The sequence below is a fragment of the Bradyrhizobium sp. 157 genome (assembly GCF_023073815.1).
Lineage (GTDB): Bacteria > Pseudomonadota > Alphaproteobacteria > Rhizobiales > Xanthobacteraceae > Bradyrhizobium.
Map to the genome: position 1 here is coordinate 1 of NZ_JADPKF010000064.1, position 1,068 is coordinate 1,068.

Below are 1,068 nucleotides of genomic sequence, written 5' to 3' on the forward strand. Positions count from 1 at the left end.
CGATCTTTAAAAAGCTGCCTCCGAGCATCGTCGGCATGGAGGCGTGCCTCAGCGCCCATTTTGTCAGTCGGGCGCTGCGTCAACTGGGTCACCAGCCGCGGATCATCCCTGCGACCTATGTGAAGCCGTTCCTGAAGGGACAGAAGAACGACTACAACGACGCTGAGGCGATTGCAGAGGCCGCACTGCGGCCTAACCTGCGCGTCGTGCGAGAGAAGACGCAGGACCAACTTGACCTCCAGGCCCTCCATCGCGTTCGCTCCCGGCTGGTCTCGCAGCGGACAGCGACGATCAATCAGATCCGTGCCTTTCTGATCGAGCAAGGCATCACGGTCAGGGCTGGAGCAAGGGCTCTGCGCAACTCTCTTTTAGGATCCTAGAGAACCGGCAGGACGAGATATCGCCACGAATGCGCGGCCTGATCACTGATCTATACGAGGACTGGACGTTTCTCGATGAGCGGATCGAGACCATTGCCGGCGAGATCGACCAAATCGGCGAGAAGGAAGTCAACTGCCGCCGCCTCATGAGCGTTCCCGGCATTGGCCCACTGATCTCGACCGCCGTTGTCTCTGCTATTGGTACTGGCGAGGCATTCGAGCGCGGACGAGACTTCGGCGCATGGCTTGGTCTTGTGCCACGTCAGTACAGCACGGGCGGCCGATCCATTCTGGGCCGCATCTCCAAACGAGGAAGCAAATACCTCAGAACCCTGTTCATCCAGGCCGCAAACGTCATCCTGATGCGTCCGCACAATTGGGATCGCTTCAGCTTCGGAGCATGGCTTCGGAACGCAGCTCCGCGGCTGCATCGCAACAAGCTGGCGACGGCACTGGCCAACAAACTCGCGCGGATCACGTGGAGCATCCTGCGCAATGAGACGGCCTTTGACACTTCCCATCATGAGGTGGTGGCGATCTGAACCAAAACCTCATCCTAGTTCGCGACAGAGAGAATGCATGGAACGGATCGATGAAGTCTGGTGACCCTAATGGTTGCTCGCCAACCTGTCCGCTAATGAGACCAACGATGCGTGCGTACTCCCATCAAGGCCACGGCCCGCGAGCC

1 pseudogene is annotated in these 1,068 nt (G+C 59.2%); it reads left to right on the forward strand.

The features are described from left to right. Positions 1 to 2 precede the first annotated feature (2 nt). Positions 3 to 922, forward strand: a pseudogene (locus IVA95_RS13635) (IS110 family transposase). Positions 923 to 1,068 lie beyond the last annotated feature (146 nt).